Annotated in this window: 1 protein-coding gene; it reads right to left on the reverse strand. The window is 70.0% G+C overall.

Features of this window, described 5'->3' with window-relative positions:
• The coding region (locus HUK84_RS18885; RefSeq protein WP_176641596.1) for a heme lyase CcmF/NrfE family subunit at positions 1–1,268 on the reverse strand (1,268 nt) is incomplete at both ends.

The raw sequence follows: 1,268 nt of genomic DNA on the forward strand, positions 1-1,268 counted from the left end.
CCAGCAGCGGCAGCACGTCGCCGATCCGCCAGGCCAGCAGGACGAACGCGGCCAGCATCGCCACGCCCGCCCACCACAGCCGCCGCAGGACCGGCCAGAGCTGCGCGCGCTTCCACGGCATCATCGGGCCGAACCCCATGAAGGCCAGAAGCGGGATCGTCAGCGGCACCGTCGTGGCGTCGAAGAACGGCTTGCCGACCGAAATCGTCCTGCCGAACAGCAGCGACATGAAGGGCGGATACATCGTCCCCGTCAGCACCACCGCGCAGATCGAGCAGAGCAGGATGTTGTTCACCACCAGCAGCCCCTCGCGCGAGACGGGGGCGAACAGCCCGCCCGCGACCAGCGACGGCGCCCGCACGGCGAACAGCAGCAGCGACCCGCCGATCACCAGCGCCAGCAGCCCCAGGATGAACACCCCGCGCGCCGGGTCGTTGGCAAAGGCATGGACCGAATTCAGGATGCCCGACCGCACCAGGAACGTGCCGGACAGCGAGAACGAGAAGGTGCCGATCGCCAGCAGCACGGTCCAGATCTTCAGCGCCTCGCGCTTCTCGACCACGATGGCCGAATGCACCAGCGCGGTGCCCGTCAGCCACGGGATCAGCGACGCGTTCTCCACCGGGTCCCAGAACCAGTACCCGCCCCAGCCCAGCACGTAGTACGACCACCACGACCCCAGCGCGATGCCGCAGGTCAGGAAGCACCAGGCCGCCACCGCCCAGGGCCGCACCCAGCGTCCCCACGCGGCATCCACCCGCCCCTCGATCAGGGCCGCGACGGCGAAGGCGAAGGGCACGGCGAACCCGACATAGCCGGTGTAGAGAATCGGCGGATGGAACGCCAGGCCGGGGTCCTGCAGCAGCGGGTTCATCCCCTGGCCGTCCAGCGGCGCCGGCCAGACCCGGTCGAACGGATTGGACGTCGTCAGGCAGAAAAGCTGGAACCCCGCCGACACCCCGCCCAGCACCGCGATCACCCGCGCCCGCAGGGCCGACGGCAGGTTGCGCCCGAACAGGGCGACCGCCCCGCCGCAGATCCCCAGGATCAGGGCCCAGAGCAGGATCGACCCCTCATGGTTCCCCCACACGCCGGTGATCTTGTACAGCAGCGGCTTGGCGACCGCGCTGTTGGCCGCCACGTTCTGCACCGAAAAATCGTCGCTGATCGCCGCATCGACCAGGCAGGCGAAGGAAAAGCCCAGCGCCAGCAACTGCCCCACCGCCAGCGCGGGCGCCAGCGCCATCAGCCGCGCATCGCGCCGCTGC

Origin of the sequence: Nguyenibacter vanlangensis, from assembly GCF_013376155.1 — a bacterium.
GTDB lineage: Bacteria > Pseudomonadota > Alphaproteobacteria > Acetobacterales > Acetobacteraceae > Gluconacetobacter > Gluconacetobacter vanlangensis.